Genomic DNA, 26424 nt, shown 5'->3' on the forward strand with positions numbered 1-26424 from the left:
TTATTGCGTATGACCCCGGCTGTAGCAGCAGCCAGGGAATTCTTTTACCATGGCATGCTCAGGTTCTAACTTCTACCCAGCTGATCCAGTACATCCACAGGGACGTTGACACTACCCAGTTCACCGTGAAAGACAACACCCTGACGCTCGCCATGGAAATCCGAGCCCCCGGTCACTGCTAGACTATAGTCCTGTGCCATCGTCAAATAACGATCTTCTTCCTGGCGGCCATGATCCGAATGATAGACTTCGATACCGGTAAAAGTCCCTTTCTGCAGAATGCTATGTACTAGTTCATCATCACCATAAAGTCCCGGATGAGCCAGCACGGCTTTGCCGCCGGCTTCACCGATCCATGCACAGGCCTCTTCCGGGGAAATACGCGGCGGGGAGACAAAGGCCAGAGCTCCTTCAGCCAAATACTTATCAAAGGCTTCCCGCATATTCTGCACAACGCCCAGCCTTACCAGTTCATCGGCAATATGCGGACGCCCGACACTCTCATCTGGACGCAGCTCTCGCCGGGTTCCCGCCACTACCTTTTCCAAAGTAATCTCAATGCCCAGCTCTCGCAGCTTGCCTACAATCTGTTCATTACGCCGGTCACGGGTCTCTCTAAGTCCAGCCAGACGAGAGAGGAACCTTTCATCGCCCGGATCAACATAATAACCCAATACGTGGATATCCTTGCCACCGGAACGAGTACTGATTTCCACGCCCGGCACCACCGTGATCCCGTACTCCTTCCCTGCCTGAAGCGCTTCCGTAATGCCTGCCACGGTATCGTGATCCGTAATCGCTACCGCGCCAAGCCCTTTCTCCCACGCCAGTCTAACATTCTCTGCCGGCGGCTGCATGCCGTCCGAAGCCTGTGTATGCGTATGCAGATCACATCGACCCGCAAGGGTCGAACGCTCCGCCGCCTTGTCTTCATTATGCTTTATATCATTTTCCATACTGCCACTCCGTTCCAGGGTTATAGGTTCCTGCTAATCCATCATCCCGTCATTGTTCGCCAGCATGCTCCCGCAAAAAAGTCAGGAACGTGACTGCCGAGATCGGTAACAACGTTGATTTAAGATGGATCGCATAAAACTGCCTTTTGAAAGACGCATCCGTGATATTCACAATTTTCAACAAACCCAGCGTGACTTCATGCTTCACCGAGGAGGTGGAGATCATCGTGATACCGAGTCCGGCTTCCACTGCTGACTTCACAGCTCCAGTGCTACCCAGCTCCATTACAATTTTCATCGATGAGGGTTCGAGGCCTTTGGCCAGAAGCTGTTCCTCCATGACACGGCGTGTCCCAGAGCCCTGCTCACGTAATATAAATGGATAGGCCAACGCTTCCGCCAGTGTGACCTCTTCCCTTGCAGCCAGCGGATGGCCACGATGTACAATCAGCTTCAGCTCATCACCCAAAACAGGCTCGATCACCATATCTGGATGAGTCACCGGGGCTTCAATCAGACCGAAATTCAACTGATGCTTCGTAATCTCCTCTATGATCTGCGTGGTGTTGATCACTTTCATCATGATGGAGATGTGGGGATATTCCTTGGCAAAAGGACCCAGTAACCGGGGCAGGACATATTCCCCGATAGTCAGGCTGGCGCCAAGCTGGAGCCGTCCCTCCAGCATATGAGTGAATGCCGACATCGCCTGATCGGTCTCGCGCATAAGTTCAAGGCTACGTAGCGCATAGGGCATGAGCGTCTGCCCCGCTTCGGTCAGCATTATTTTTTTGGTGGAGCGATTGAACAGTTTCGTGCCAAAATAGTCCTCGAGCGCCTGCACCTGCATGGTGACCGCAGGCTGTGTCATATGCAGCGTCTGTGCAGCCGCTGAGAAGCTGCCCCGTTCGGACACGGTATAAAAAATATGCAGCTGATGAAAATTCATGCTTGCAACTCCTTCGTCCATGCTGATTCTGTCCTGCTAGCAGGTTATAAAAAGGACATGCGGCTTACACCGCATGCCCCCTGCTTCTGTACCCGTTATTTTCGTTTACGGCTTTTTCGAGCCAGCTGCATGCGGCGGGAATGACGCAGCCATGAATAGTACTGCTGTAAGTCCCGCAGCTCCGGAGCTTTCGAAAGAGCGCCGAGAAACGAAATGACGTTCATGATATACAACGGATGACCGGAGACGGTTCGTTCACCCTCCAGCGCCGTGAATTCGGCAATGATCACCACGTCATCATCAATGAGGTACGCGCTCTGCTCACTGCCGGAATAAGCTCTCATCCGCTTCTGCTTCAGACACTGCCATAGCCAGGCAGATATCTGACCAGGGTCGGCAGCCTCTTCGCTAATCCGGTCCAGGTAGCGGCTTCTTGCATGATTCGTGATCACAATATCTGCGACCCTGTAGTCATTCAGCATGATGTGGAAGGGCTCATAGGTGCCCCACCGTTCCGTACCCTTGTCGCGCATCATCATCACACTCCACCGTCTAGGCATGCACTTATTGTTGTCATCTTACCTCATTTGCTGCAGCTTGTACAAGCATCCTTGACCTATGTTGTGGAGAATGGCTCACGCCCTGTGATATATCTTTTACTGTGACCGGTGTTACTTCTCACCTCTAAAGCTACTTTAAATGTACAGGCTCCGCATCATCGACATAGCAGCTGCCAGGCACCAGTTTGCATTTTTTCTTGATACGTGCGGCTTCCCCGGCAATATCCTCAATGGAATCAAACTGCCGGAACCGGTTAGTTACCACCGCAACTGATATGGACACCAGCGGAATTTCCCCAACAACCCCTGAGCGATCCTCTGTCAGAACATATTTCTGAGCCAGATGCTGTGAATGATAGAAATCTTTAATCGCTGAATCGAACTCTTCTATGAGGATTCTACAAGCCTCGGTATAGTGATGGTTGTCTATGATAACGATAAAATCGTCTCCGCCGATATGACCCAGAAAACCCTCCAGACGCAGCGCGCAGTGCTTCGCAATCTCGGCGGTTGCCTGAATCATCCGATCGCCTTCTTTGAAACCATATGTATCGTTATAGGCCTTAAAGTGGTCAAGGTCAATATAGAGCACACTAAACCGCTCCTGATGCAGGCATTTGACCAGACATTCATTGATGCTCATATTGCCAGGCAGACCTGTTAACGGATTAAGAAAACTCGCCGCCATCGCCTGAATTTCGGCAAAATTCAGCAGCAGATCCCTGACGCTCACAGCGCCAAACATCCTTCCCTCGCGGGTAACGATGACATAGTCGTACAGATTCTCTACCTGCCGGTTCATGGCCAGCTTGCTCACTTCGGTGATCGGTGTCTTATATTCCACAATCAGCGGGTCCCTGTCCATCACCAGGGATACCGGTCTTCCCATATACAATGTATATCCGTACAAGGTTCCAATCTGCTGATAGAATCGAATTCTCATAATCAGGGCCACCGGATAATCGTTGTCAGTCACGACCACTCCCTGAAGCTGGGGATCACTTTTGAAAATATGATCCACGGTCTCGCATTTACTGGCAGGAGAAATCTGCGTGATATGCTCCGCAATATCCCCTATCTGGAGCAACATATGTTCAAAACCTCCTCCCTAGGGTGACTTCCCCCAGCATACACAGGATATATTAAATCTAGATAAACTGTGTAAAAAGGAAACAGCTCGCCGCCATTTAAAGACGGCAAGTTATTGTTTCCCATAAAATCTTTGGCTGACGCCCCAATAAACCTCTATCATTGTACAAAAAAACAGGCGCATAGCGCCTGTCCATATCACATCAGTTACAGCCCGTAATAACGGCTCTTGTCCGGTCCGTTGCTGGTATATTCGGTCTTCAGCTCGTTACGGTAAGAACGTTCGATCTTCCGTACATAGGAAAGTCTGCGGACGTTCTTCATCACTTCCTCGGCCCGATCCGAATTAACATACATTACTGCATAATGCATCTTCCGGGACACATAATGCAATGTGCCGTATTTCTCCAGATTACGCGCCGCCTTAACGTCGCTGACCCAAACAATATATCCTGTACGTTCCGGAAACATAGTCTCATCCAACCTTTCTCTCTCTTCTGTTGACGCTATCCGCAGGAGCACTTCCCGCCGCTGCCACAGCCGCCGCCCTTCGGCGCCGGATCATTGCTTGGAACCTTAATGCTCTCCGATACGGAAAAAGCAATCGCTTCCGACATGGAATGCAGCATGTCATCCAGCGTCTTCTCGGCTGTCTTGAAGCGGACAACCTCCTCGAACTGTTCCAGCTCTGTTTCCACAGCCAGCACCTCATCCTTAGCAGAATGATAGTTGGGATGGAAATGCCCGAACCGCTGAGTCTCTTCGAATAGATCCTTCTTCCCTTGGAGCTTTCTAACCATAGCCTGGATCTGCGGGTTGGCATCTACCCGGCCCTTCCAGTATAGATAATCCGACACTTCGGCGGATTGATTAATCATATCGCCCAATTCATAGGCGTATGTCAGCACTTCGGCCATGTCAACCGTGTTAATCTCCGCTACGCTCATGAACTTCAACTCACTTCTGTGTTAATGTTCTACCATCAGCAGTAGACTTTTCTATCATAACATAACCGGTTGCTCCAGCAGAAGAGGAATTTCTAGCGGCGGCTGGTAGAATAAGCTGTATTTCCTTCCACGCTGATGCTGTCAACTCCATTTCTTCCACTTCACGGCCCAGATTCCGCAGCAGATGACCGGTCACGCGCCATGGATTACGCTGGATACGGTGAGGAATGAAGTGACATTCCTGCCCCTGCAATGAAATACGCACCTTCACGCCCCAGCGCAATCCCTGCTCCATCACCTTTTCTGCCGTCGTGCCATGATAGGCCCGCCATTCCCGGCTCCACATCGATGGCACCTGCCCCTCATCCATGAGGAATGACGCCTCCGGCTCTGGATCAGCAAGAGGTAAATGGCGAAGCGGATTTCCCGTCACCGCAGACAACAGTCCCTGCTCCCAGGGTGGCACAGCATAGGCCGCAGGGGTGTTTTCCCTTTCCCGGTGATACAGCGGCATCTCAGCCGCCTGCTCCGGCTCCCGCCCATTGATTGTTCCCTGCGGCGCGAGGCCTGCCTCCGCCAGCTCCTGGTGCACATCCTTTTCTTGCTCCCGCTGCACCAGAAAATGCAGCGGACCAAGGCGGGTGAGCTTGTCTTGCAACCGGGGATGGGCGGAGATCATCTCTGCTTCTACTTCACTGAGGCATGACAGGAGCCGGACATCCTCTATGACTGTACGGCCGACTCCCCGGCCCCACTGCTCCAGTGAATACTCCACCTGCTCTGGGAGCCCACCGGGCGTATGGTCCTGCAGCCAGGAGATAACCTCTCCGGGCGGCATCCCCTGAACCGCGGCATGCTCCAGCATCTCCCGGGTCAGGCGGAAGCTCCAGAGCACATCGCACTGGAGCAGCTCTGCACAGGCTGCCAGTGTCCAGCGCATAGCATATGGAACTTCGGGGGGCACCAGCACCTCGAAGTCGGGCTGGACAATGAAGGCGGCCGCCAGGGGCTGTTCTTCCGTTGCACCCGCAGGAGCTGGCCGGGTGCCTTGTAGCTGGGGCTGGACAATAGAGACAGCCTCCAGAGGCTCATCTTCCGGAGCACCCGTAGGAGCTGGCCGGGCGCCTTGTAGCTGGGGCTTGGCGGCCGTCCAGCGGAAGCATAGCTCCCCGCTTTGCAAGCTGCCCAGCTCGGCCCAGCCAAAGCCAGCCAGAGCACGCAGCCAGGCGAGACAGGCCGCTTCCAGAGCTGGCCGCTCAAGCAAGGCGGCGGGATTCATCGCCGCCAGCCAGTCCTGCACCCCGGCCAGAGCATACCACTGGCCGGGCAAAAAGTCCTGGCGGGAGATCAGCAGCCGGAAATGCTGCTGGACCGGCTCCCGGCTGCCGTAACGTTCGGCTGCCGTTTCGTACAGGATGCTGACCATCTGCGGCTCCGGCAGTTGCAGCCAGTTCCTCAGTACATCCGGCTCCAGTATATAGCCCGGCTCCTGATGGCTGATCAGCCCAAGGCTCAGCATGAGGTCCATTATCACCGTCACAGCAAGAGGATAGGTACCAGTGGTTTGGCCTGCGGTCTGGCCTGCGGTCTGGCCTGCGGTCTGGCCTTTGCCTTTGCCTTGGCCTATCGCTTTACCCGTAGCCTGACCTTTAACTTGACCTGTGACTTGGTCTATAGCTTGAGTGATTACTTGTTCTTTACCTAACCCTTGGTCTCGCCCACCGCTCTTTTCTTCAACCCGCCCTAGACCTAATGCTCGTCCTTGCTCTCGTGCTAATCCTGACCGTTGTCCTGGCCGTTGGAGTTGCTCATGCCCTCGTCCATGCCCAAGGCCTTGACCCAGATCCGGACTAAGCGCTGTCAGGCCTTGCAGATGCCCGTCTCCAAATGACAGCTGTGCAGCAAGCCGGCTGACTTGCTTCTTGTGAATACTGCCCTTGGCTGTCACGGGCAGTCCTTCCCGGGCGGTGAACAGCAGCGCCCGGAACAGCTCACCGGACAGTCCCGGTCCGGCTTCCATCGACAGGCTTACATCACCGGCCGCAAGCGGAGCCGGGCTATAGGGGTAGAAGTGGAGTGACACGGCATCCAGTACCTCTGCCGGGATATGGTACAGCTTCTCCCCCCAAAGCTTCTGCCGGGCCATAAGCAGCCCGGCCCGGCGAAGCTCGGAGAGCGCCAGCCGCTGCTCCGCTCGGCTAAGATATGCGGGACGCAGCTGCTCTTCTTTCCCCTCTTCGAAAGGCTGACCACCATACACAGCGCAGAGTCTGCCCAGAAGCTCCAGCGCGTCGGGCGTCAAATCCTTCATGTCATCTCCTCCCCGGACGGTTGTTCAACCCGCACCTGATACTCATACCCCTGCTCGGTCAGGAACATCCGGCGTTGCCGGGCGAATTCCTGCTCCCGGCTGTCCCCGGATACCAGTGTATAGAAATACGCCTTGTTCTCCCCTGCCTTTGGCCGCAGAATGCGCCCCAGCCGCTGTGCCTCCTCCTGCCGGGACCCAAAAGCACCAGACACCTCAATAGCAACGGAAGCATCCGGCAGATTGACTGCAAAATTCGCGACTTTGGACACGATCAGCACAGGGAGGGTGCCTTCGTTGAATGCCGCGTACAGTTCCCCCCGCTCCCGCTGCGGGGTTTTCCCGGTAATGAGCGGCGCTCCCAGGGCAGCCGAGAGCTGGGTCAGCTGCTCCAAATACTGTCCGATGACCAGAACACCCGCCCCCTGATGCGCTTCCAGCAGCCGGGAGGCCGCATCTATCTTGGCTGGATTCACAGCCGCAAGCCGGAACTTCTCCCTTTTCCCCGCATAGGTGTACTCCCTCCTCCATTCCGGATTCATCGGGACCAGCATTTCCGTACATTCCACAGAGGCGATCCAGCCCTGCTGCTCCAGCACCTTCCAGGGAAGCTCATAACGCTTCGGCCCGATCAGGGAGAATACATCCCCCTCCCGCCCATCTTCCCGCACAAGAGTTGCAGTTAGACCCAGACGACGTGTAGCCTGGATATCTGCCGTCGCCCGGAACACCGGGGCTGGCAAAAGGTGAACCTCGTCGTAAATAATCAGTCCCCAGTTCCGTTCATTGAACAGGTTCATATGAAGAAACGGTCCGCCCTTGGAACGGCGGTGGGTAAGAATTTGATAGGTGGCAACCGTTACCGGGCGTACCTGACGCTTCTCCCCCGAATATTCACCGATTTCATCTTCCGTCAAATTCGTACAGCGTTCTAACTCCTCTATCCACTGCCTGACAGAAGTTGTATTGGAGGTAAGAATCAGCGTCTCACATTGGAGAGCCTCCAGCACGGCCATGCCAACGACCGTTTTCCCGGCTCCGCAAGGCAGTACCACTACACCACTCCCCCCGCTGCCAACGGTACCCTGGAATTGTTTCACCGCTTCTTGCTGATAATTCCGCAGCCGGAACGGGATGCCATACTCTCCCTCACCCCGCCATTTTACCTGCAGCGCCTGTCCTTCATGGTATCCGGCATAATCGAGAACAGGATATCCGAGCCGGGTTAGCTCCTGCTTCAAATCTCCCCGAAACACCGCCTTGCAGGATAAGTCCAGAGCTCCCGTTCTACACAGCTCCATACCTTCCAGCCCTTTGCACCCCATCAGCTCATCAAGCAGCAAAGGATCTTCGCTTCTAAGGACGATATCCCCCGGATCTCGGGCCGAGCTGTGTAGCGTCAATTTTCCATACCGGGACAGAAGAAGCCTGATCTCCTCCTCTAATCCCGCCGGAATATCCCATCTGGAGAGCTTATGCAATTGTTCAATAATGTTATCGGCGGTAGCCCCAAGCGCCGCTGCATTCCACAGGGTCAAAGGTGTGATTTGGTAAGTATGATAAGCTGGCGGACTCTTGACCAACTCGGCGAACACTCCCAATTTCCGTCCCGCCGTCTGAGAGTTTGGATGAGCGCAATCCAATAGCACCGTTCGGTCCCTACGTACAATACAGGACCCTGTCTCATTCATAACCATCCCTCCTCGCATTACACTATTCTATGGTCAGTATGTACACACTCTGCTGTCTGATTAACAGGAAAAAGCCCACCCCCGCGAACACGGACATGAGCTTCCTGTATGAGTATTTAATGCAAGGTCTGCTGCGAGATGCTGCTAAGTGCTTCTCCCGCTTCATTGGCAAAGATATTCCGTACGGCTAGGTCGCCGATCGACACGATGCCGATCAGCTTCTTGCCGCTGACTACAGGCAGACGCCGAACCTGTCCCGCAGCCATAATTTCCGCAGCTTCATCTACCGAAGTATCCTCTGTCACCGTGCGCAGCTCCTTGCTCATCACCGTCTCTACAGCGGTGGAGCCTGAATGCTTAGCTGCATACCCCCGGATGACAAGATCACGGTCTGTAACTACACCGATCAATTGATTACTGCCCTCTGAGTCGACTACAGGAATAAAGCCGGTACCATTGTCTCTCATTTTGACAGCAACCTCATAAATATTATCCTTCAGCGTAACTGTCACTGGTCCCGCCGTCATGACTTCCTTGATTGTCTTCAACTGGAATCCCTCCTAAAATCTCGCATGTTTCGCGATTAGGTTGTCCAGCTGAGGACAGCATTATTCTCCAGTTGTTTCTTTAAGCCGGGAATCCGTCATGGCAATGAGTAGCTTGATGCCGTGCAGCATAGCATCCTCGTCAAAATCAAATCGGCTATGGTGATGCGGATATATGGCATCCTTGTCGGGATTACCTGCTCCCACGAACATAAAGCAGCCAGGCACATGGTGCAAATAGTAGGCAAAATCCTCCGCTGGCATCAATTTCTCCAGCGTCACAACCTGAACCTCTTCACCCAGCGCTCCAGGTGCTGTTGACTTAAACCGGCTGAATTCCTGTTCGTCATTCACTAGCGGCGGGTAACCCGTCATGTACTCAATTTTCGCTTCGGCTCCATATGTAGCTGCGACGGCCAACGCTATCTCTTCAATTCTGCGCCGAATCAGCTGACGGCTCTCATCGTCAAAGGTTCGAACCGTCCCTGTTATACGGCACTGCTCCGCAATAATATTTTGGGCGGTCCCGCCTTGAATGGTGCCCACAGTGACCACCGCAGGGCGCAGTGGATCAACAGATCGGCTAACGATGCTCTGGAGCTGTGTCACCAGGGCTGCAGCTGCAACAATGCTGTCTACCGCACGGTGCGGGATGCCGCCATGACCGCCTTTACCGTTGATGGTGATAAAGAACTCATCCGTTGACGCCATCAAAGGCCCAGGGGCGCTGCCCACGGTTCCTACAGGCAGTGGCGTCCACAGATGTAGCCCGTAAACAGCATCTGCCCCTTCCAGCACACCTTCGGCAATCATACCAACCGCGCCGCCGGGACACACTTCCTCGGCAGGCTGGAAAAGAAAGCGGATCTCCCCCTCCAGTTCGCTGCGCCTGCTGCTGTAATAGGCTGCTGCCCCCAGCAAAATTGCTGTATGCCCGTCATGACCACAGGCATGCATAACCCCGTTCTTAGTCGAGGCATACTCCACTTTGTTCTCTTCCTGTATCGGCAATGCATCCATATCCGCACGGAGTACAACAATCTTACCGGGCCGAGCCCCTTTTAGAATCCCTGTTAAGCCATAACCTGAGGTACTTCTTCTGACTTCAATACCGAAGCCTTCCAGCTTGGCGGCAACGTAAGACGATGTTTCCTTCTCCTGATATGACAGCTCAGGATGGCTGTGCAGATGACGGCGCCACTTCACCATATCGTTCATCAATGCTTCAACTGTTGGCTGCTTCATGACTGCTCCATTCCCTTCCTAGACAACCGGGCCTGACAAGGGATGACAGCTTATTGCCTTGCTGCCACCTTGCCTAAGCGGCTATATTTCTTCTATTGTAGCAGAAACCAAAAAAACTGGGTATGTATGGCTAAACCCTGTCTTGCAGAACCTCTGGAAACATACTATCATGAGAATGAACGTCTGTAAGCGGATAAACGAATTAATCATTATACTTCATAAGGGGGAAAAGTGCGCTATGATATTTGAGAACACGGGTCTCGTAGGCTTAAGAAGCGACCTTCTTTATCTGGACGAGAGTGCAGAAAAGGCCGGTTTCATTCGCTGGCAATGGGAATATTACCGGGCTACATATGATTGCAAGATTGAAGACCGGAATAACGGCGGAGAATACTTCCTACGTGTCAACACACGCGCAGTGGAGGGTAAGTTAGAGAAGCCCGATGCGGTTCTCGCCATTGAGGCTGTATACCTTGGCAAAGCAACCTTCCCTCATGGACTGGAATACGAATCACCGGTACCGCAGCCTGTGCTGGACATTGCTGCTGAGCGGATCCTTGAACTGAAGCAGTTGCTTGAGGCTTGAGTAACCGTAAGGGAAAGACGAATGCCAAAGTCAACCTGCCCAAAAGAGGAACACCCGACTTCCTGTTATTGATTCTGACCTTGCTGCTTGTCGGCTTCGGACTGATCATGGTCTTCAGCGCAAGCTCCAGTCTATTCTTCAAAAATGATCCGCTCTACTTCGTTAAACGTCAGATCATATGGGTTGTCTTGGGATTATTCGCCATGTTCGTGACAATGAATATCCACTACAGCAAATTTAAAAAATGGTACGCACCTATGTTCCTGGTTACTCTAGTTCTGCTTCTATTCGTGGCCTCTACCGAACGAATCAATGGCGCAAGTAGCTGGCTTAGCATCATGGGACTAGGAATTCAGCCTACCGAGCTAGCTAAAATATCGATCATTCTCTACCTTGCTGCCCTGATTACCAAAAAAGGAGAACGTCTTCGGGATCTTCGGACCGGTTACATTCCGGTTATGGTGATCGTTGGAATTGTAGCGGGTCTGATCATGATGCAGCCTGATTTCGGTTCATGTATGATCCTCGTTGCTACCAGCGGACTGGTCATTTATGCAGGCGGCGCCAGTATGAAGCATATTATGGGCTCGATTGCCCTGCTTGTGCTGGGTGTTGGAATTGTACTCGGTGCCAAGGCGGCCATCGATTCGTTGTCCCCGCCTGCACCTGAAACGAAATTGGCGACGAATTATAAAATGGGCCGTATCACTGCCTTCTTAGATCCGTTCCAGGACCCAACCAAAGACGGATATAACATTATTCAATCCCTTACAGCTATTGGTGAGGGCGGAATTAGCGGAGCTGGACTAGGTAAAGGCGTGCAAAAGCTCCATTACCTTATCAATCCGCAGACGGACTTTATCTTTGCCGTCATGGGCGAAGAACTAGGTTTTATCGGGACACTCGTGTTCCTGCTTATTTACCTCTTCTTCATTTGGCGAGGGATTATGATTGCCCTCAGGTGTACCGATCCGTTCGGGACGCTTGTCGGCATCGGCGTCATGGGGATGATTGCGATCCAGGCCTTCATCAACATCGGAGGGGTCACCAAGGCCATTCCGCTCACCGGTGTAACACTTCCCTTCATCAGCTACGGGGGCTCCTCACTGCTGATGACCATGATGTCTATGGGTATCATGCTCAACATCTCCCGGGAGACCAACCGGCCGGCTAAAGAGGAAGTCACCAAGTCTGTAACCACTGTAAGAAAACTCAGAGAAGTCCGTGGTCGCTAATTGCTTTGATTACGTATGAACCGTCAAGCAAACGCATCAACGGATCTAAAAGTGTTCCTCAGCTCAGGACAAGCTGGCGGGACACTTTTTTTCATCCATCGACATAAAAATAAAAAAGGGTCCCCCAAGCCTCATTCGGCTCGGAAGACCCTCTTCCTTCCTTGGGCAATTACGCCCTGAATACACTACTTCATTAATGATTTGCAGCGTTCTTACGAAATTTCGTCATTCTTGAACGCTACGCCTTCAACCTTGACGTTTACTTCAACAATGTGAAGGCCTGTCATGCTCTCCACAGCTTCGCGTACGTTCTGCTGCAGCATCCGGCACACTTCGTGAATCGGAGTTTCATAGAGGACGATAATCCGCAAATCGACTGCCGCTTCGAGCTGTCCGACTTCAACGGTAACACCCTTCTGCACGTTCTTGCCGCTCAGGCGCTTCGCCCAGCCTTCCGACAAACCGCCGGACATGGCTGCAATCCCAGGAGTCTCCAAGGCTGCCAGCCCGGCAATTTTCGAGACGACGTCGTTTGAAATCCGTATATTCCCATTTTCCAGTTGAAGTTGTTCTGCCATGCCATATCCCCCCTACACTCAATATCAATTATTGTAATTCCAAAACAGGCTAAAAAGCAAATGACTTTCTCGCATCTCCGTTTACAGAGTGGAACATTTTGGGTATATTGATTAAGAAATCAACATACATACGTAGACTGGAGAGTGCCTAAGTTGAAAAAATGGATATCCCCGGTGCTGCTGGTGGTCACTTTTGTCCTCAGCGCCATCGGACATTATGCGGGCTGGGACCATACGCTGCAGTTCATTCTGTCGGCGGTCGCAGTCGTATTCGTGGCCGGTTTTCTGGGCCGGGCTACCGAAAGTGTAGCCCATTATGCGGGACAACGGCTGGGCGGCTTCCTCAACGCGACCTTCGGAAACGCCGCGGAGCTGATCATCGCATTTTTCCTCGTGAAGGAAGGTCTGTTCGACATGGTTAAGGCAAGCCTCACGGGTTCGATCATTGGTAATCTGCTACTCGTGCTAGGCCTGAGCATTTTTGCTGGCGGCATGAAGTACAAGGTGCAGAATTTCAATGTCACCCTTGCCGGTATGAACGGCTCCTTGATGATTGTCGCCGTCATCGCCCTGTTCGTACCCGCCATGTTCTTCAACACACACTCGATTACGGCAAAAGATACAGATGTTCTCAGTCTCGTGGTTGCCGGAATCCTGATTGTCTCCTACATCGCCTGGCTCCTCTTCTCAATGATCACTCATAAGAAGTATTTAGCGGATGTCACCGAAGATAAAGCGGAAGAACTGCCCAATGAGCATGCTCCTGCTTGGTCCAAACGCAAATCCATTATGTATCTGATTCTAGCTACCGTCATGGTCGCTTTTGTCAGTGAGTGGCTCGTTGGCACATTGGAGACCTTGACCGAGCGCTTCGGCTTCAGTGAGCTGTTCGTAGGTGCCTTCCTGGTCGCGATTATAGGAAATGCTGCGGAACATAGCGCAGCCATTCTGCTCGCCATGAAGAACAAAATCGGTGCGGCTGTCGAGATCGCCGTCGGCAGTAGTCTGCAGATATCACTTTTTGTTGCACCAGTGCTGATTTTCGCGAGTTATTTCATGGGCAACACCATGGATATTGTGTTCACAACCATTGAGATTGTGGCCATCGCAGTCGCTGTATTCATAGCTAAGTCCATTACGCAGGATGGGGCCACCAACTGGTATGAGGGGTTGCTTCTCCTTGCGGTGTACCTGATTCTTGGGGTTTCCTTCTATTTGGTGTAGTCACAGGCACTTTAGCTTCACATATGCAACAAAAAAGCGCACAGGAGGAATCCCCTTTCCCTCGTGTGCGCTTTATCATTTTCGGATAAATGATCTTGTCCGATAGAACGGCTGCAACCTGTGACCCTAGTTAGCCTTGTTGTTCAGAGCTTCATACAATACGGCCAGATTACGCTCCAGTTTGCTCACCAGCTGCTTGCCAGTAAGCTCAGGCACCAGTCCTGCACGGACGGCGAAATCGACCTCTTTGGAGAAACCATACATTTGGGTATCCAGCACTTCCTCATAGAGAGGGCAGTACCGTGTGGCCAAATTCTCCATCTGTACTTCGATGAGCTTCTGAATTTTATCGGCATCTTCTTGTAGAAGAGTGATCGCTTTAAGGTTAAGCTGTTCCTGCAAATCTGATGAAGTCATGCTTCTTCCCCCCCATGTCCAAAAGTTACTGCTGCTTTTGCTATTTTATTTAATATTAGTCGAAATCGGATTCCAATACAAGAATTCAGTTTGGTATATTCGAAAATCAGCCCTATTATATCAAAATAGCTCCGTAAAGTGGAGCCTGAGTTTTATAAATATAAGGATATACATAGATTGAACTTAGGATTCTCACATGGGTTTAGGTCGTCATTGCGGAGAATGTTTGGGCTTCCGGCCGCTGTCGCTCCTACAATTCCAAAATCCCCCTCCACTCCGCTTCCCTTTAGTTAAATTTTATAGTTCATTCTATATACATATAAAAAAACGCCCCGCCGCTAACGGCAGGACGTCCTCAACCATCCATTATTTTACTCCGCGACTACTGAAAAGTTCAGACCGTGCTTCGCGAATACTTCGCTCATTGCCTTCTTAGCTTCTTCAGCGTCCGTTCCATGGACATGAAGCTCATAGCTTTGGCTTGAAACCAAAGTAGTGAACAAACCAAGGATACTTTTAACATCAATGTACTTGTTGTCCGCTTGAAGAACGATAGAAGAGTTAAATTGGCTCGCCGTTTGAGCAATTTCCACGATTGCAGCATTGTTACTGGACATAGGAATCCCTCCGAAACTTATTATAAACTAAGTAGATACTAATCCATTCCATGATACCTTGAATCCGCTTACTTGTGCAAGGGATTTTCTTTTTATTACATTTTATTTCAAGTTTTCCGGATTCAGACCTTCCAGCTCCGGAATTACAAAGATACCGTCCTTGCGGATCAGAACATCATCAAAGTAAATTTCTCCGCCGCCGTAATCCGGACGTTGAATCAGCACCAGATCCCAATGAATGGAGGAACGGTTGCCGTTATCAGTTACATCATAAGCCTGACCTGGGGTGAAGTGCAGACTGCCGGCGATCTTCTCGTCGAACAGAATATCCTTCATCGGGTGCAGAATGTACGGATTGAAGCCGATAGCGAACTCCCCGATATAGCGAGCTCCCTCATCGGAATCCAGAATTTCGTTCAACCGGGCGGTATCGTTACTGGTGGCTTCTACAATTTTACCGTTTTCGAAAGTGAATTTCACATTCTCAAACGTAACTCCATTGTAGATGGAAGCTGCATTGTAGCTGATTGTTCCGTTGACCGAATCGCGAACCGGGGCTGTGTAAACTTCTCCGTCCGGAATATTCTTCTGTCCGGAGCATTTCTCTCCGCCGATGCCTTTGATGGAGAAGGAAAGATCCGTTCCCGGGCCGGCAATGCGTACCTTATCGGTTTTTTTCATAAGATCAGCCAATGCATCCTGCGCTCTGTCCATCTTGGCATAATCGAGATTGCACACTTCGAAATAGAAGTCCTCGAATGCTTCTGTGCTCGTATTGGCAAGCTGAGCCATGCTGGCATTCGGATAACGCAGAACCACCCATTTGGTGTGCTTGACGCGCTGCTCGCTATGTACCGGGTGCGAATACAGGGAATTGTACAGCTTCATATTTTCTTCAGGCACATCCGCCAAGTCATTAACATTCTCGCCGGCACGAATGCCAATATAGCAGTCCATTTGCTTCATGCGATTCAGATCAATCTCGGCCCAAGTCTGAAGACTTTCACGGGTTGCATATTTCAGCATGCTGCGCAGGACGGTACGGTCAGTCAATTGTACGAAAGCGTTGCCTCCGGCCTTACCGACCTCCTCCACAACTGCTTTAATCAAATCTCTTTCGTTGCCAATCATTTCGACGAGCACGTTCTCGCCCGGCTGGACGTTCACGGAATAGCCTACCAGGTTTTCCGCCAGCTTTTGAATTCTAGGATCTTTCATTCTTTCTCTCTTCCTTCCTCTTCGAAGCGTAAATAAGCAAGCTTTACTATTGTAGCACGACCGTTATAGAGCGCAAGGCCTCATGTCATTTGCAGCTTTAATGATACCCGTAGAAATTGACCTGTACTACCAAAGACTCTTGGTCCCCCGGTTTCTTCCCGTTCGCATAGCTAACTGTTCTGGTCCAGTCCAGCTTGCGGGGCAGATTCCGCTTCTTGTCCACGGTCAAATGATACACAGCCTTTACGTTAGCCTTAGTAAGCTGCTGCTTCATCTCGTTGTTCTTTTTCTGCCATAAAGCCTCAATTGCCTTATCTGCTTTGGCCTGATTCGTATTCTTAGCCTTCACGCCGCTGTTAGTAGGACGGAACGAATTCATTTCCTGTTCCAGCTCTCTGGACAGTAGCGCCCGCGCTGCTTCCGGGGTCAATTGTATGCGCAAAACCCTGGTGCCCCTGGCCGCACCGGTCTCTTCTGTAACCGTTTTGTCCACATCCTTCAACTGCTCCAGTTGAAGCAGCGGGTTCAATCGGGGGAGCGGATTGTCTTCGTTGTTGCCGGAGGCCTTGGACAGCTCTTGCCACTGGCCCTCCCGCTTCTCAAGCTTGCTGGAATAAGACTTCTCCCCGGAATGAATACGAGCTGTCGCACCATTCTTCTCCAGCTTCCGAATACCTTCTGTCGCGGCCGTTTTGGAAGTTCCTTTGTCCGGAAGCAGTGTGTACAGGCTAAGCTGATTATGGTTCTCCATCTTGCCTCCATAATACTGACTCAGCGCAGGCGTCGTCTCCCCCTCTCGCAGCAGCGCGGCTGATCCTTCGAAGCTGACCCCATCACTTCCTGCCATCCCGGCCATCGCCAGCGATAAATCCTTTGGTGCCGGTTTATTGTTTACTTCCGTGCAGCCACTGCCCAGAATACCAACTAACATTATTGCGATCATTCCGCTATAAGCTATGCTTTTCCTCATGGTCTATATCCTTTCATATTTGAAAGTTAATTGTTATCAGTAGTTAGGGTTCTCTCTGCCCCACGGACTTATGCCATCTATATAAGATGACTTAAGATCTGAACGTAAGGCTCGGTCGTCACTACGGTGAATGTTTGGACTTTCGGCCGCTGTTGTCCCCAGATTTCTTTTTTCAAACTGCTTCTAGCGGTTGAAATCTGGGAACAAAGGCGTTCGCTATCGCTCCTACAGTTCCAAACCTTCCCCTTCGTTCCTCCTCGCTCTTTGTTAATTTCTTTTGTTCACCTTATCTATACGGAATTGTTCCTGATGCAAAAAGAATCCTTGAGGCAGCGCCTCAAGGATTCTTCAATCGTTCTTCCGATTTCTTCTTGTCCGTCACTACTCGATTACGACCACTGTTCTTCGCATCGTACAGGGCCATGTCGGCCCGGTAGAACAGAGACTCCACACTGACACGGTCATCCGTCCAGCTCCATTCAGCGATGCCACAGGAGACGGTGACGGCTGGTTCAGTCTCTTCCTGGACCCGTTTACGGATACGCTCAGCCACATAAGCGGCCTGCTGCACACCGAGCTGGGGGAGATAGACCGCCAACTCTTCACCGCCCCACCTTGCAGCTATATCGCCTTGGCGGATCGAGGATTTCACGATTTCGCTGACCTGCTTCAAAATCTTGTCCCCTTGCTGATGGCCATAAGTATCATTCACCATTTTGAACTGGTCGATATCTACCACGATCAGCGTTCCGCAGAAGTCGGTGGTTTGCCTCTCCTGAATCACTTCGTCCAGATAATGCCGGGCATACAGACCGGTCAGGGTATCCCGATTCGCTAAACGTCGTACCTCGGCATGCAGCCGGGCATTGCCCACTGCGAGTCCAATATGCCCTGCCATTGCTTGCAGCAGTCTGTAATTGTCATAGGAAAAATAGTGAGTCTCCCGGTGCGCCAGCATGATGGCACCACGGATTTCTCCGCCTACATACAGCGGTGTCGCAATAAGTGACTGTGAGCCGGTGGCCTCCATCAGTTTTGAGTTTACCTTTGAATTCTCCAAATAATCCGACAGGATCAGAGACTCCCCGGTAGCATACACTTGGCCGCCGAGTCCTCCCCCTACCTCCAAAATCTCATTCAGTAGCGGTGTATAGTTGCAGGCGATCACCTCAAGACCGCCTTTCTCTTCATTCAGGTGCATGATGCAGCAGTAATCCGCCTCAAACATCTCCAGCAATTCCTCGAATGCAAATTGAAAAATGTCTCCTAGCCGCAGGCTCTGGTTCAACCGCTGTGTAAGCTCATTGCTCATGCGCAGCTCACGAATGAGTTGGTTCGAGCGCTCATACAGCTTCGCATTCTCAAAGGCCGTTCCGGCCGTATCTGCCACCATGGAGAGAAACCGTACGTCAACATCGGGAAAATCCGGGTTATCCAGCACCATATGAAATACGCCGTATACCCCCTGTTTTCCACCAAGTGGAAGTCCAATCTCTACAAAACGCCCGCCTTCTCCACTTGTATGAATAGCTACCCTGCCGTCCTTAAAAGCGATTGCACATACATCATCGCTCGTCCAGAGCAGCGGCAGCGGCTTCACCTGCGGGTGGCTGCTCCGGTGATCCTGTGACATGAACAAGTCCAGACGTGCACCCGGGTACATAGCAGAGATACTGTTGATCACCTCGCTCAGCACCGCATCCACATCAATATTGTCATGCATCCGCTGGACGATCTGGAACAACAGGGAACGCCGGTTGCTCTCCCGCTCGGCATGCAAGTGAACCCCTGCCAAATCGGAGACAAATACATGCTCAAATTGGTGGTAAAAACAAGTCCGGTAATGCTGTGCCATGGCTTCAGCTATATGTCTGCCCCCGGCTGCATATTGCGCTGTCGGCATCATACAGCCGAGCAGAGCGAAAATCTCCCCTCGAGTGCGCGTGACAACCGGGATCGTCAGGATGATCTTTTCTTCCCCATCCTCCTGGATGGAGAGAACCTCTGGGTGTCCGGAGGCAAGACTGTGCCTCCCCGTCTCCTCCCATACCGCTCTTAGACGTTCCTGCTCTTCATTTATATGTTCTATCCATTTGGCTTCAAAATTCAGGACACACCATTCCCATGCAGCGGCAAATGGCAGGATAGCTTGTCCTCCCTGCCACTCATGGAAGCTTTCGGCAATCAAATCGGCTGCATAAGGGAGATCGTGGGATACGATATCTGTTTCCCTCAGCCAGGCGGCAGGATCTTGCGAATCTCCGCCTGATTGCACATTGTCCTGTAAGAGCATACGATTGCTGCGGTGGCCGCATGCTTCTTGTTCTGACATAAAGAGGATCCCCTTTGCAAATCAATTAAAATACGCACTTTCCGGTAACATCTAAGTGGTTATATTTTACTCTCTTTTTCTCGGTAATGCATTATATTTTCCATAATTCCGGGATTTTTTTTAGGACCAAAGAACTATCGACAAAGATTGACAAATTCACTTTTAATCTCTGCTTGACTTTACCTGTTATTTTCATATAATATTTATTGTTGAACAAGACTGTAATGGTCTTTTACTTGGGCGTAACGTTGTGTCACCCTCACGCTTATCGTTACTGTCAGGGCAGCGGCTGAACTTCCCTAGGCAGTGTGGACCTATTAAACCTCCACTACATACGTTAAGCGGCGCAAATAGGCCCTAACCTGAAATTTCAATTATAAAGGAGTCTACTATAACATGGCACGTTACACCGGACCTAAATTCAAACTCAGCCGCCGTCTGGGCATTTCCCTTAGCGGTACAGGCAAAGACCTGAAACGCCCTTTCCCACCAGGACAACACGGCGCTAACCAACGCAGAAAAGTAAGTAACTACGGAATGCAGCTTTTGGAAAAACAAAAACTGCGTCACATGTACGGCTTGGGCGAAAAGCAGTTTAAGACTCTTTTCACCAAAGCACAAAAGCTTCCAGGTATCGCGGGCGAAAACTTCATGTTCTTGCTTGAAAGCCGCCTGGACAACCTCGTTTACCGTCTTGGTTTTGCTAACTCCCGTGCTGGTGCACGTCAGTTGGTATCCCACGGTCACGTAACTGTTAACGGCAAAAAAGTTGACATCGCTTCTTACCGTTTGGAACTGGGCGACGTAATCGGTCTTCGTGAAAGAAGCCAAGGCTTGACTTCCATCAAGGAAGCTCTTGCTAACCGTTCCCACCTTCCTGGTTACCTGGAATATTCTGACGCTTCTTTCGAAGGTAAATTCATTCGTTTGCCAGAGCGTGCTGAACTGTCCCAGGATATCGATGAGAAACAAATCGTCGAGTTCTACAACCGTTAATATTTCGCTTACGGCGAGTATGCTGAAAGCCTCCGGATTTATCCGGGGGCTTTTTGTTATATTAGGGCACCCGATGACCCCCATATTTTGAGCACACACCTTGCTTTGTGATCCTATCTTCTGTCTTTTCTTCTGTCTTCACTCCTCTCCTTGAACCAATATCAGTTTCGCAAATTTCTATCTTCCCCCTCTTGTATTACATCACCCTCCTGCACCATAACATCAAATTTTGGGTCCTGTAGCTTCGCTTTGTTCAGCTTCCGAAAACAGGTTACAACGGGAACGCATTCAAAATCGTCAATTTGTGCTATAATAGTTCCGTTAAAAGGAGGATTATCGTCGATGGTTGAGGAGAACAAGAAAAAAAACGCCAAGAAGCGTCCCGCCCGCAGATCCTGGCTTCGTAGATTTGGTTCTGTCGTGAAATGGATGTTCATTCTCGGCGTATTGGGTATTCTGTTTGCCGGAGGTGCAATGGCCGGTTATATTACATCTATCGTGAAAAGTGACCCGGTTCGCTCCGAACAGTTTATCCAGCAGCAAGTCAGCCAGAACGCCATCACCGGATTTGCCTATTTCCGTGACGGCTCACCGATTGGCCAGCTTCGCACGGAAGAAGACCGAAGGCTGGTTGAGTACAATAATATTCCCCAGATTGTGATTGATGCGGTCCTCGCGATCGAGGATAATAATTTCTACCAGCATAAAGGGATAGATCTCAACGGTACTCTACGTGCCATCAAGCAGAAGCTGCTGAACGAATCCGTTCAGACCGGGGGCAGTACGCTTACCCAACAGCTGGCCAGACGCGTATTCCTTAATCTGGACAAAACAGAAGATCGCAAAGTTAAGGAAATTCTGCTCTCACTGCGCTTGGAGCGCTTCCTGTCCAAACAAGAAATTATAACAGCTTATCTTAATAAGGTACCATTCGGCAACGGGTCCAACGGATACAACGTATACGGGATCAAAGCTGCAGCCAAGGGAATATTCGGTCAGGATAATCTGGATAAGCTGAATATAGCTCAGGCAGCTTATTTGGCAGGACTTCCGCAGCTTCCTTCTGCCTATTCCGCATTCAGCGGCACTGGTGAGTTCAACGAAACTGCATTTAACCGGGCCATGGACCGCCAGCGGCTTGTACTGCGCCGGATGCTCGAAGAGAACAAGATTACACAATCCCAGTATGATGAAGCGCTGACCTTTGACATCAAAGGCTCGCTGGCTCCGTACACCAAGAAAGCTTATGCTACTTACCCGTACCTGATGCTCGAAACCGAACGCAAAGCTTCGGAGATCCTTCTGTCACTAAATCAGAACAAGACGGATAACACAGGTACAGGTACAGGCACAAGTACAACTACAAGTACAAGCACGAGCAAAACCCCAACAGACAACAAACAGCTTCTGGAAGCAGCAAGGCAGCAGCTGATGACTGGTGGGTACCGCGTCTACACTACCATTGACAAGAAGGTATATAGCGCGATGCATAGCATCTCCGAGGATAGTTCGAACTTCACCAAGGACAGTAAAACCAAGGGAGTCGAACAGACCGCGGGTATGATGATTGATAACAAGACCGGGGCCATTCTCGGGATGATCGAAGGACGCGATTTCAACATCGAGCAGATGAACTATGCTACACAGATGGTTCGCCAACCGGGGTCCACCATGAAGCCAATCGCGGCTTATCTGCCGGCCCTGGATGCTGGTTTGATTCAGCCAGCGGGGATACTGGATGATGCTCCGATTATTTTGAAAGATGGGGGGAAAGGCTTCCACATCCCCAAGAACTCCAATAATCGCTACCAGGGTCTTGTCACCGCCCGATATGCACTGAACAAATCGCTCAACCTGCCGGCTCTGAAGCTCTTCAATGAGAAGGTCGGAATTGATAATGCCTGGGCTTTTGCGAAGAAGCTTGGTATTACAACGATTCAGGAACAGGATTACAGTGCCAAAACAGGGGTTCTCGGCGGATTACGCTATGGTGTATCGGTCGAAGAATTGACTAATGCCTATTCGGCAATCGGCAACAAGGGTGCTTTTAATGATGCCTATATGATCGATAAAATCGTCGATTCGGAAGGCAAAATCGTCTATCAGCACAAGGTTAATCCCGAACAGGTATTTTCCGAGCAGACTGCTTATCTCATGACGGATATGCTGCGTACTGTAATTACAGACGGAACGGCCAGCACTGTCAAAAGCAAATACAAGCATTTCAAAGATATTCCGATCGTCGGCAAAACCGGCTCCACGCAAAATTATGCGGATGTTTGGTTTATGGGCTACACGCCTGATGTAACACTCGGAATGTGGGTCGGCTACAAAGAGCAGATCAACACACTGCAAGGCGACACTCAGAGACGCCAGGCGCAATCCTTGTGGGCTAAGGTCATGAATGCGGTCATTGATAAACAGCCTGATCTCTTCGTCACCGATAAATTCACACAGCCGGAAGGCATTGTGAAGAAAACAGTGTCTGCATACAGCGGCAAGCTTCCAACTAGCCTGACTGATCGGTTTAATACCGATTTGTTCAATGCCAAATATGTGCCAACCACCAGTGATGACGGCATTTCCAAAGCCAGATATATCACCTATAACGGCGTCAACTATATTCCGCATGATGGGACGCCAGATGATTTCCTGAGAGAAAAAATTGTTGTGAAACGCGAAAAGCCAATTCAAGAATTGGTTAAAGAACTGTTAGCCGCTTTCACAAAAATGAAAGATCATGAATCGCTGTCCTATTACATGCCGGCGGATGCGAAGAGCGATGTGCCAACTGAGGTAGATCCACGTGTAGATGATGGCAATCCGCCAACCCCTCCGGGTAATGTCAATGTGTCTTACAGCACTGGCAAAGCGGTAATCTCCTTCACGCCAAGCGGTTCGCCGGATGTTGTAGGCTATCGCCTGTACCGTTCATTGAACGGCGGTTCCTTCCAGAAGCAAGCGGTACTGTCAGTAGGTGAAGGCACCGTATTCCAGTCAAGCACACCGGCTGGCGCCAATGCTACCTTCTATGTCACTGCAGTAGATGTAGGCGGACATGAGACGGCTTCGGGCACTATAGCTGGCGGGCCGATCGCTACACCGGAACCGACAGATTTACCTGAACCCACGGATAGCGGCAGTGAGCCTACTCCAGGCTCTGATAACCCAGAGGTAGGCAGTCCGGATGATCCCGGTGTGATTTTACAGCAACCAGGAAGTACAGACAGCCCACCTGCGGGAGGCGCCAATCCGGGGAATAACAGCGGGGGCAACTCCGCGGGCGGAACCGGTGCCAATACAGGCAGCGTAACTACCCACTAAAGACCTCACTGCTTATGCAACTGGTTTAATTACGGAAGCCTTTCAGAGCATACCAAAAACACCGTTCCTGATTGTCAAAGGAACGGTGTTTTTATGTGCAAACGATATGTTCTAATCCTCAATCGTTGACAGGTCACCTGTAGGAAGATGCAGCTCCCAGGCTTTGAGCACCCGCCGCATAATTTTGCCGGAACGAGTCTTCGGCAGCTTCTCCCTGAATTCGATCTCACGCGGCGCTGCGTGGGCTGAGAGCCCTGCTTTAACGAAAGCTGCGATTTCCTCCTTCAGCGCTGCTGTAGGCTCGTAGCCTTCGCGCAGGGAGATGAAGGCCTTGATAATCTCGCCTCGTGTCACATCCGGCTTGCCGATGACACCGGCTTCCGCTACCGCCGGATGCTCCACCAGCTTGCTCTCCACTTCGAACGGGCCGATCCGCTCACCCGAAGAGTTGATGACATCGTCAATCCGGCCCTGAAACCAGAAATAGCCCTCCTCGTCCATGTACGCCGAGTCTCCCGAGATGTACCAGCCCGGAATACGGAAGTATTCCTCATACTTGGCCTGGTTGTTCCAGATAGTACTCATCATGGACGGCCAGGACGTCTTGATCGCCAGATTTCCCATGGAATACGGCGGCAGCACATTACCTTTGTCATCCAAGATTGCAGCTTCTATACCTGGCAATGGACGGCCCATCGAGCCTGGCTTGATGTCCATGGCCGGGTAGTTGCAAATCAGCTGTGCGCCGGTCTCCGTCATCCACCAGGTATCGTGAATACGCTGATTGTAGAACTTGTCGCCCCAGCGAACCACCTCTGGATTGAGCGGCTCTCCAACAGACAGGACATGGCGCAGACTGCTTAGATCAATGTCCTGCAGGAGGCTCTCACCGGCTCCCATCAGCATGCGGAAAGCCGTTGGCGCACTGTACCATACCGTGACAGCATTGCGTTCAATCGTCTTATACCAGTCCTGCGGACTGAACCGGCCGCCCCGGACCACATTCGTCACCCCGTTCAGCCATGGGGCAAAAATCCCGTACGATGTGCCCGTGACCCATCCAGGATCTGCGGTACACCAGTAGATGTCGTCCGGACGCAAATCCAGCACTACCTGACCTGTATAATAATGTTGTATCATTGCTCGTTGTACGTGATAGACTCCTTTGGGCTTGCCCGTAGAGCCTGAAGTATAGTGCATAATCAAGCCATCATCCAGCGTCAGCCATTCTGGTTCCAGCTCCGGTGATGCCTGGGACATTTCTTCCTCATAGCGCAAGATTCCCTCATAAGCATCCGGGCCGTCTCCCACCAGAATAATATGACGCAAGTTTGGAAGTTCCTCGCGTTTCACCCGGTGAAGCAGTCCAGGAGTTGTTACCAGCGCTACGGCTCCACTGTCTTCAAGCCGGTCCTTGACAGCCGTCTCCATGAACGCTTCAAAGAGCGGACCCACCACGGCTCCGACTTTTAAAATACCCAGCAAACTGAAGTACAGCTCAGGCTGGCGCGGCATAAAAATAAACACCCTGTCCCCTTTGCCGATTCCGTACTTCCGTAGCACATTTCCAAACCGATTAGACCGCTCCCGTAGATCAGCAAAGGTATACCTTTCCGCGCGTACAGCATCGCTATAGAGCAGCGCTGTGGCGTTTCCCCGTCCTTCCTGTACATGCCGATCCACCGCTTCATGGGCCATGTTGACCTTGCCGGTCTCAAACCAGGAGAAATGTCTGTGCACATCCTCCCAGCGAAAATCGGCTACTGCCCGGGCATAATCCGGCATATTGGAGCTTTGTACACGCCCCGGCAAAATTTCGCTGTGGACTTGACCCATCACTCTTGCCTCCCTCACTTCTTTGAATTAAGCTTTAAGGGTAAGACTTCTTTCATAATTAATGATGTCAATGCAGCATTTGTGAATATTTTATGTCTGAATCAGTATATCACAGCAAACGGTTACATTCCATATTTTATAATGTTTTTGAAAGGAGTCGGTTATGGAGCACCGTAAGATTCCGGTTAGCCATTCCCTCAGTTATAACGGCAGAACACTCACAGTTAACGGACCCTTGTCACCTGAAGACATCAAAGAGCTGGACATTCACCGTGATCTGGATGCCTTTCGCAAGCCTTCAGAGCAGCTAGAAGCATTAATCGAGATTGCCGGACTGCCTGAAGGGCGTATTATTGCCGCAGTAGATCAAGGAATTATCATAGGTTATGTAACTTTTCATTATCCTGACGAAATGGAATTGTGGTCTCAGGGCGGTATGAAAGATCTTGTCGAGCTGGGAGCGATTGAGGTTGCCGACGAATATCGTGGAGCCGGTCTTGGCAGGCTGATGATTTCCACCGCCTTTGAAGGGGAACAGCTTGAGAACTGCATTGTATTCACTACAGAATATTATTGGCATTGGGATTTGAAGGGTAGCGGGCTGGATGTGTGGGGCTACCGGCAGATGATGGAGAGGCTGATGAAAACCGTAGATATGGTATGGTATGCGACGGATGATCCAGAGATTTGTTCCCATCCGGCCAATTGCCTCATGGTGCGCATTGGCCGGGAGGTACCGATGTCCTCACAGGAAACCTTTGACCGCGTCCGTTTCAGGCAGCGGTTCATGTATTAAGGACT

At 51.2% G+C, this 26424-nt stretch carries 23 protein-coding genes; 6 read left to right on the forward strand and 17 right to left on the reverse strand.

What is annotated here, in order from left to right:
- Positions 1–65: 65 nt before the first annotated feature.
- The 10 genes from ACFVU8_RS08335 to ACFVU8_RS08380 form a co-directional block, all read right to left on the reverse strand.
- Positions 66–956 (reverse strand): PHP domain-containing protein, encoded by an 891-nt coding sequence (locus ACFVU8_RS08335; RefSeq protein ID WP_387426752.1) that lies wholly within the window; start codon positions 954–956, stop codon positions 66–68.
- A gap of 49 nt (positions 957–1005) precedes the next feature.
- Complete coding sequence (locus ACFVU8_RS08340; protein ID WP_387426754.1) at positions 1006–1905, reverse strand: selenium metabolism-associated LysR family transcriptional regulator; 900 nt, start codon at positions 1903–1905, stop codon at positions 1006–1008.
- 95 nt (positions 1906–2000) lie between these two features.
- Positions 2001–2438 carry a hypothetical protein gene (locus tag ACFVU8_RS08345; RefSeq protein WP_175374825.1) on the reverse strand — a complete coding sequence of 146 codons (438 nt, stop codon included), beginning with the start codon at positions 2436–2438 and terminating at the stop codon, positions 2001–2003.
- A 157-nt stretch (positions 2439–2595) separates the two neighbouring features.
- Positions 2596–3555 carry a GGDEF domain-containing protein gene (locus ACFVU8_RS08350; RefSeq protein ID WP_379466230.1) on the reverse strand — a complete coding sequence of 320 codons (960 nt, stop codon included), beginning with the start codon at positions 3553–3555 and terminating at the stop codon, positions 2596–2598.
- 206 nt (positions 3556–3761) lie between these two features.
- A complete protein-coding gene (locus ACFVU8_RS08355) occupies positions 3762–4025 on the reverse strand; it encodes a YlbG family protein (RefSeq protein WP_066372879.1) in 264 nt (87 codons plus the stop codon).
- Positions 4026–4060: 35 nt separating this feature from the next.
- Positions 4061–4501: a YlbF/YmcA family competence regulator gene (locus ACFVU8_RS08360; protein ID WP_379466231.1), complete on the reverse strand. Its 441-nt coding sequence runs from the start codon at positions 4499–4501 to the stop codon at positions 4061–4063.
- Positions 4502–4511: 10 nt separating this feature from the next.
- The gene (locus ACFVU8_RS08365; RefSeq protein WP_387426755.1) at positions 4512–6812 is read right to left on the reverse strand and encodes a helicase-associated domain-containing protein; all 2301 of its coding nucleotides are present in this window, start codon (positions 6810–6812) and stop codon (positions 4512–4514) included.
- Positions 6809–8500 (reverse strand): DNA repair helicase XPB, encoded by a 1692-nt coding sequence (locus ACFVU8_RS08370; protein ID WP_387426757.1) that lies wholly within the window; start codon positions 8498–8500, stop codon positions 6809–6811. The genes ACFVU8_RS08365 and ACFVU8_RS08370 overlap by 4 nt, the downstream gene beginning before the upstream one ends.
- Positions 8501–8616: 116 nt before the next feature.
- A complete protein-coding gene (locus ACFVU8_RS08375) occupies positions 8617–9048 on the reverse strand; it encodes a CBS domain-containing protein (RefSeq protein WP_387426758.1) in 432 nt (143 codons plus the stop codon).
- 60 nt (positions 9049–9108) lie between these two features.
- A complete protein-coding gene (locus ACFVU8_RS08380) occupies positions 9109–10290 on the reverse strand; it encodes a M20 family metallopeptidase (protein WP_387426760.1) in 1182 nt (393 codons plus the stop codon).
- Positions 10291–10528: 238 nt separating this feature from the next.
- On the opposite strand from ACFVU8_RS08380, the gene ACFVU8_RS08385 reads away from it, so the two are divergent.
- Complete coding sequence (locus ACFVU8_RS08385; protein ID WP_175374540.1) at positions 10529–10876, forward strand: YugN family protein; 348 nt, start codon at positions 10529–10531, stop codon at positions 10874–10876.
- On the forward strand, positions 10873–12111 hold the full coding sequence (gene ftsW, locus ACFVU8_RS08390) for a putative lipid II flippase FtsW (protein ID WP_379466236.1): 1239 nt from the start codon (positions 10873–10875) through the stop codon (positions 12109–12111). The genes ACFVU8_RS08385 and ftsW overlap by 4 nt, the downstream gene beginning before the upstream one ends.
- A gap of 212 nt (positions 12112–12323) precedes the next feature.
- Here the strand turns inward: ftsW and ACFVU8_RS08395 are convergent, their stop codons facing one another.
- Complete coding sequence (locus ACFVU8_RS08395; protein ID WP_175374539.1) at positions 12324–12689, reverse strand: Asp23/Gls24 family envelope stress response protein; 366 nt, start codon at positions 12687–12689, stop codon at positions 12324–12326.
- Positions 12690–12842: 153 nt separating this feature from the next.
- Between ACFVU8_RS08395 and cax the strand changes: the two genes are divergently transcribed.
- Positions 12843–13913, forward strand: a complete 1071-nt coding sequence (cax, locus tag ACFVU8_RS08400; protein ID WP_175374538.1) for a calcium/proton exchanger — start codon at positions 12843–12845, stop codon at positions 13911–13913.
- A 126-nt stretch (positions 13914–14039) separates the two neighbouring features.
- Here cax and ACFVU8_RS08405 read toward each other — a convergent pair whose 3' ends face one another.
- The 5 genes from ACFVU8_RS08405 to ACFVU8_RS08425 all read right to left on the reverse strand — a co-directional run bounded on the left by ACFVU8_RS08405 (position 14040) and on the right by ACFVU8_RS08425 (position 19467).
- Complete coding sequence (locus tag ACFVU8_RS08405; protein ID WP_066370804.1) at positions 14040–14330, reverse strand: Fpa/YlaN family protein; 291 nt, start codon at positions 14328–14330, stop codon at positions 14040–14042.
- Positions 14331–14701: 371 nt separating this feature from the next.
- A complete protein-coding gene (locus tag ACFVU8_RS08410) occupies positions 14702–14947 on the reverse strand; it encodes an HPr family phosphocarrier protein (RefSeq protein WP_175374537.1) in 246 nt (81 codons plus the stop codon).
- Positions 14948–15049: 102 nt separating this feature from the next.
- Positions 15050–16165 (reverse strand): aminopeptidase, encoded by a 1116-nt coding sequence (locus tag ACFVU8_RS08415; RefSeq protein ID WP_387426761.1) that lies wholly within the window; start codon positions 16163–16165, stop codon positions 15050–15052.
- A 97-nt stretch (positions 16166–16262) separates the two neighbouring features.
- A complete protein-coding gene (locus tag ACFVU8_RS08420) occupies positions 16263–17135 on the reverse strand; it encodes a hypothetical protein (protein WP_387426763.1) in 873 nt (290 codons plus the stop codon).
- A gap of 337 nt (positions 17136–17472) precedes the next feature.
- Complete coding sequence (locus ACFVU8_RS08425) at positions 17473–19467, reverse strand: sensor domain-containing diguanylate cyclase (RefSeq protein ID WP_387426764.1); 1995 nt, start codon at positions 19465–19467, stop codon at positions 17473–17475.
- A 396-nt stretch (positions 19468–19863) separates the two neighbouring features.
- Between ACFVU8_RS08425 and rpsD the strand changes: the two genes are divergently transcribed.
- The gene (gene rpsD, locus ACFVU8_RS08430) at positions 19864–20463 is read left to right on the forward strand and encodes a 30S ribosomal protein S4 (protein ID WP_066370830.1); all 600 of its coding nucleotides are present in this window, start codon (positions 19864–19866) and stop codon (positions 20461–20463) included.
- A gap of 342 nt (positions 20464–20805) precedes the next feature.
- The gene (locus ACFVU8_RS08435; protein ID WP_387426765.1) at positions 20806–23787 is read left to right on the forward strand and encodes a transglycosylase domain-containing protein; all 2982 of its coding nucleotides are present in this window, start codon (positions 20806–20808) and stop codon (positions 23785–23787) included.
- Between the two features lie 111 nt (positions 23788–23898).
- Here the strand turns inward: ACFVU8_RS08435 and acsA are convergent, their stop codons facing one another.
- Positions 23899–25623, reverse strand: a complete 1725-nt coding sequence (gene acsA, locus ACFVU8_RS08440; protein ID WP_379466241.1) for an acetate--CoA ligase — start codon at positions 25621–25623, stop codon at positions 23899–23901.
- A gap of 163 nt (positions 25624–25786) precedes the next feature.
- On the opposite strand from acsA, the gene ACFVU8_RS08445 reads away from it, so the two are divergent.
- The gene (locus ACFVU8_RS08445) at positions 25787–26419 is read left to right on the forward strand and encodes a GNAT family N-acetyltransferase (RefSeq protein ID WP_379466242.1); all 633 of its coding nucleotides are present in this window, start codon (positions 25787–25789) and stop codon (positions 26417–26419) included.
- Positions 26420–26424: the final 5 nt, after the last annotated feature.

The sequence above is a fragment of the Paenibacillus sp. NPDC058177 genome (assembly GCF_042883835.1).
Classification (GTDB): Bacteria; Bacillota; Bacilli; order Paenibacillales; family Paenibacillaceae; genus Paenibacillus_AQ; species Paenibacillus_AQ agri.

Coding starts and splice junctions, on each gene's coding strand:
- ACFVU8_RS08445 (WP_379466242.1), top strand. CDS start 25,787: ATGGAGCACCGTAAGATTCCGGTTAGCCATTCCCTCAGTTATAACGGC.
- ACFVU8_RS08365 (WP_387426755.1), bottom strand. CDS start 6,812: ATGAAGGATTTGACGCCCGACGCGCTGGAGCTTCTGGGCAGACTCTGC.
- rpsD (WP_066370830.1), top strand. CDS start 19,864: ATGGCACGTTACACCGGACCTAAATTCAAACTCAGCCGCCGTCTGGGC.
- ACFVU8_RS08415 (WP_387426761.1), bottom strand. CDS start 16,165: ATGAAAGATCCTAGAATTCAAAAGCTGGCGGAAAACCTGGTAGGCTAT.
- ACFVU8_RS08420 (WP_387426763.1), bottom strand. CDS start 17,135: ATGAGGAAAAGCATAGCTTATAGCGGAATGATCGCAATAATGTTAGTT.
- ACFVU8_RS08410 (WP_175374537.1), bottom strand. CDS start 14,947: ATGTCCAGTAACAATGCTGCAATCGTGGAAATTGCTCAAACGGCGAGC.
- acsA (WP_379466241.1), bottom strand. CDS start 25,623: ATGGGTCAAGTCCACAGCGAAATTTTGCCGGGGCGTGTACAAAGCTCC.
- ACFVU8_RS08370 (WP_387426757.1), bottom strand. CDS start 8,500: ATGAATGAGACAGGGTCCTGTATTGTACGTAGGGACCGAACGGTGCTA.
- ACFVU8_RS08395 (WP_175374539.1), bottom strand. CDS start 12,689: ATGGCAGAACAACTTCAACTGGAAAATGGGAATATACGGATTTCAAAC.
- ACFVU8_RS08360 (WP_379466231.1), bottom strand. CDS start 4,501: ATGAGCGTAGCGGAGATTAACACGGTTGACATGGCCGAAGTGCTGACA.
- ACFVU8_RS08340 (WP_387426754.1), bottom strand. CDS start 1,905: ATGAATTTTCATCAGCTGCATATTTTTTATACCGTGTCCGAACGGGGC.
- ACFVU8_RS08380 (WP_387426760.1), bottom strand. CDS start 10,290: ATGAAGCAGCCAACAGTTGAAGCATTGATGAACGATATGGTGAAGTGG.
- ACFVU8_RS08350 (WP_379466230.1), bottom strand. CDS start 3,555: ATGTTGCTCCAGATAGGGGATATTGCGGAGCATATCACGCAGATTTCT.
- ACFVU8_RS08425 (WP_387426764.1), bottom strand. CDS start 19,467: ATGTCAGAACAAGAAGCATGCGGCCACCGCAGCAATCGTATGCTCTTA.
- ACFVU8_RS08435 (WP_387426765.1), top strand. CDS start 20,806: ATGGTTGAGGAGAACAAGAAAAAAAACGCCAAGAAGCGTCCCGCCCGC.
- ACFVU8_RS08405 (WP_066370804.1), bottom strand. CDS start 14,330: ATGACTTCATCAGATTTGCAGGAACAGCTTAACCTTAAAGCGATCACT.
- ACFVU8_RS08385 (WP_175374540.1), top strand. CDS start 10,529: ATGATATTTGAGAACACGGGTCTCGTAGGCTTAAGAAGCGACCTTCTT.
- ACFVU8_RS08335 (WP_387426752.1), bottom strand. CDS start 956: ATGGAAAATGATATAAAGCATAATGAAGACAAGGCGGCGGAGCGTTCG.
- ACFVU8_RS08355 (WP_066372879.1), bottom strand. CDS start 4,025: ATGTTTCCGGAACGTACAGGATATATTGTTTGGGTCAGCGACGTTAAG.
- ACFVU8_RS08345 (WP_175374825.1), bottom strand. CDS start 2,438: ATGCGCGACAAGGGTACGGAACGGTGGGGCACCTATGAGCCCTTCCAC.